General features: G+C 67.0%; 3 protein-coding genes. All 3 read right to left on the reverse strand.

Translation table 11 applies throughout. The features are described from left to right. Positions 1-2,258, reverse strand: a 2,258-nt coding sequence (locus ENJ19_00730) for a hypothetical protein (GenBank protein ID HHM04252.1), incomplete at its 3' end; no start/stop codon positions are given. A gap of 59 nt (positions 2,259-2,317) precedes the next feature. Next, positions 2,318-2,875, reverse strand: coding sequence for a DJ-1/PfpI family protein (locus ENJ19_00735; protein HHM04253.1), 558 nt, complete (start codon positions 2,873-2,875; stop codon positions 2,318-2,320). A gap of 72 nt (positions 2,876-2,947) precedes the next feature. After that, on the reverse strand, positions 2,948-3,796 hold the full coding sequence (locus ENJ19_00740; protein ID HHM04254.1) for a divergent polysaccharide deacetylase family protein: 849 nt from the start codon (positions 3,794-3,796) through the stop codon (positions 2,948-2,950). Positions 3,797-3,832 lie beyond the last annotated feature (36 nt).

Consider the following 3,832-nt stretch of genomic DNA (forward strand, 5'->3'; position numbering starts at 1 on the left):
ACCAGGGTGATATTGCGCCCCTCGGCGCGGCTGATGGCCAGGGGTGGGAAGTGGGTGGAGTCGTAGCTCAAGGCCAGGCCCAGCACATTGTCTTCGGTATCTGCCAGCGCGCCGACGCCAGGCGCGGTCCAGGCGTCGCTCTTTCGTTCCTGTATGAGGCCCAGGTGGGCACTCCAGCGGTGATCGAAGCGCAGCCAGGGGTAGCCCAATTCCGCCTCCAGGGTGTCGGCGTGGCGGATCCGGCGCAGCGTTTTGCCCTGGCGGTAGAAGTCGTTCCAGCGCGAGGCGTGCAGGCGCAGGGCTGGCCGCCAGCGGTTGTAGACATAGTCCAGGGCGCCCAGGGCCAGGTCTTGTTCAATGTCGTAGGCGGCGGTGAGGGCGTAGCTGTGGCGCTGGAGGGCGTCCCAGCCCGAGGTGATCAGACCGATTTCATAACGGTCATCGTGCTCTGCCACCAGATGGGGCAGCCACCAGCGCGGAAGCAGGCCCCGCCACGGGGCGTAGGGCCGGACCTCGTCGGTGGTGGGGGAGGCGGGCGCAGAACCGGCCAGGGCCGTGGGACCGGCCAGGGGGCGGGGCGGCTGGGCCAGGGGCGCATCGAGCCGGTAGAGGTTATAGCCGTCGGCGTGGTAGCCGGCGTAGTAGATGGGGCCGCCCGCGGTGCCCTGGCTGGGGGCGAAGGCGCCCCCTTCCACATTGCTCAAGGTGGTGATGGCGCCGCTGGCCCGATCCAGGCGGCGCAGATTGTAAACGCCGCCATAGTCGGCGCTGAACAGCACGCTTCGGCCGTCAGCGCTGTAACGGGGATCCCGCTCCAGGGCCGAATCGGCGGTCAGCGGATGCCAGCGCCGCTCACGCAGGGAAAACGCTTCCAGATTCCAGCCCCCCTGTTCGCGCCACACGGCCGCCACCAGTTCGTCGCCGTTGGGGGCCCAGTCCAGGCCCAGGACGATCTCCCCCGCTGTACCCTGCCACAGCGTGTCCAGTTCTTGGCCCTCCTGGTCCAGCAGCACCAGCCGGTTGTTGCCCAGTCCATTGGCCACGGCGGCGATGCGGTGGCCGCTGGGGCTCCAGGCGGCGGCGCGGTAGCGGCCGCAATGAGTGAGACGCCGGCGGTGGCCGTTGGCGGGGTTGACGCGGTAGAGGTCGAAATACCACCGGGTGGCGCGGCACAGTTCGAGCTGGCTGAGCAGCAGGCCCTGCTCCGGGTGGCTGTCCAGGGCGGCCACCACGGTGACCTTGGTGAGGGGGCGGGATTGCGGTGCGCCGGGTGCCAGGGCCATCAGGCGGGCCCGACGCCGGCCGTCGGCGCGTATGTAATAAACGGTGCCGTCGGCCGCCACCCGGGGCAGCGCGGTGGCATAGCCGTGGTGGCTGAGCGGCTTCCCCGAGACCACCCCCGCGGCCCGGATGGCGGCCAGCTGCGGCCGGTACTTCTCCACCAGGTATTGCTCGAATTCGTCGTACAGCTGGGCGGATGTGCGCCGTGTCACCCGGCGGGCGTTGGCGCTGAGGCGGAAGGGAATGATGTTGTCGCTGTATTCGTCCACCCATTGCCGGATGCGGCGACCCCCGTGGCGCTCGGCCAGGAATTGATAGAAACTGACGCCATAGAGGTAGGGCACCTGGCCGGCGGGCCAGCTCGCCACCCTTTGATTGATTTGTTTCAGAGGTTTGACTCCGGCCGCCACCTCCATGCGCATGAGCATGTCGAAGGCCGTGCTCTGGCCGCGGCCCAGGCCCCGCTGTGGGTCCGTTTCGTAATAGGTGGCCAAGCCCTCCACATACCAGGCGGGCTGCAGGAGGTTGGGAAAAAACAGCAAAAAGCGCCCGAAGACCTTGCGGAACCAGCGGGGAAAGCCTTCCGCCTTATCCAGGTGCAGAATGTGCGCGTATTCGTGGGTGATGAGCAGCTCGAACCAGGTGCTGTGATCCATCACGTCCCGGGGCGAGGTGGCGAACAAGACGATGCGGTTGGCGGGCAGAGGCGTGGCGTAGCCGTTGGCCAGGTCGGCTTGGTCGCTGAGCACGATCTCTGTGCGACCCCGCGGTGTCCAGCGGAATTCCTGACTCAGGCGCCGGTGCACCCCTTCGGCGATGGCCAGAGTCTGGTGCGCCAGCGTCCCCTCCCCCTCGTGATAGTGGACGATGAAGTGTTCGCTCGCCAGACTGAACCAGTGAAGATCAGGGTCGAACACCGCAGCCCGGGGAGCCGCGGCGAGGCTGAGCAGGGCGATGAAAAGCAAAGCACGGGCCATGGTTGTCCTTGGGTTGTTGCCGGGAAAGGGGGGTGACCGTGCGGGGCAGGCGTGGCCCGCTATGCCGGGCTTCTCACCAGGGCACGTTCCACCTGGTCGCGCTGTTCTCTGCCGGCCAGCACCTCGATGAGCGTGAGGGCGAAATCCATGGCGGTGCCCGGTCCCCGCGAGGTGATCACCGGGCCGTCCCGCACCACGGCCTGTTCGCAGTAATCCACACCCTCAAGCTGCGCGGGGCTCAAGGTGCCGGGGTAACTGGTGGCCCGGCGTCCCTTCAGCACCCCGGCGTCGGCCAGCACCCGGGGGGCGGCGCAAATAGCGGCGACATATTTCTTTTGTTCCACCAGGGCGTGGATGAGACGGTGGATACGACGGTCGGCGTTGAGGTGATCGGCGCCGGGCAGGCCGCCGGGCAGCACCAGCAGGTCGAACTCCTCTGCCAGCGCCTCGTCCAGGGTGGTGTCCGGCACCAGCACGGTGCCGCGGCTGGCGCGCACCGGTCCGGGTACGAGGCCGGCGGTGATGACCTTGAGACCGGCCCGGCGCAGCAGGTCGATGGCGGTCACGGCTTCCAGTTCTTCGCACTCTTCGGCCAGGGGAATGAGGACATTTGGCATGGTGCGTTCTCCTTGACTGCGGTCAGGTCCACAGCATAGCGCGCCCGGCAAATGCGAGAAAGTGGCCGGGAACTATGGCCTGATGCCGGTGTGCTCAAACTGTGCCACTGCTTCACTGTTGTCCTGATCCACCATCCTGGTGGGTGCCGGGTTGCTTCGTTTTACCAGGGTGGAGACGGGTACCATTCTGACGCCATAGGCATCGAGATAAGGCAGCTGGCGCTGCAAAAAAGCCAGGGTGGTGGGATAGGGATGACCGATGCCCAGGGCCATGCCCCGGCGGTGGGCCAGCCGGACCAGGCGCATGAATTCGGAGGCGATGGCGGCGGGGTCGGGGTCGGCATCGAGAAACACGTCGCGGCGCAGATTGGGCACGCCCACTTCGTCGGCCACCTGCTCGGCCACGGTGGCGCGGGTGGTGCGGCTGTCGATGAAAAACAGATTGCCAAGCCGGTTGATCTCCCGCATCAACCACAACATGTGGCCGGGATGACGGGTGACCAGGCTGCCCATGTGGTTGTTGATGCCCACCACATGAGGCACGTCGGCCAGATCCTGCTCCAGGGTCTTGACCAGCTCGGTCTGGTTCATGTTAAGCGTGATGCCGCCCGCGCCCAGCGGCCGTTCGCTGGTGGCTTCCATGGGCAGATGCAGCATCACTTCCTTGTTGCGGCTGTGGGCGAGCTGGGCCAGGTGGCGGGCGTGGGGTGTACGGGGGAGCACCGCGTAAGCGACGGGGCCGGGCAGCGCGATGGCCCGCCGCCCCTGGGTAAGGCTGTCGCCCAGATCATCGATGATGATGGCAATCAGCGGCTGGGGCGTCGCGTCATCGGCGGCGCACCAGCCGGACACCAGCCCCAGAATCAATACAAGACCAATACGCAGCGCCATCACCTTGGGCGGCAAGAGGCGCTCGGGCACCGGGCCGGCCGCCTCTTACTTTTGTTGTTGTTGCAG

The sequence above is a fragment of the Gammaproteobacteria bacterium genome (assembly GCA_011375345.1).
In the GTDB taxonomy this organism is placed as follows: domain Bacteria; phylum Pseudomonadota; class Gammaproteobacteria; order DRLM01; family DRLM01; genus DRLM01.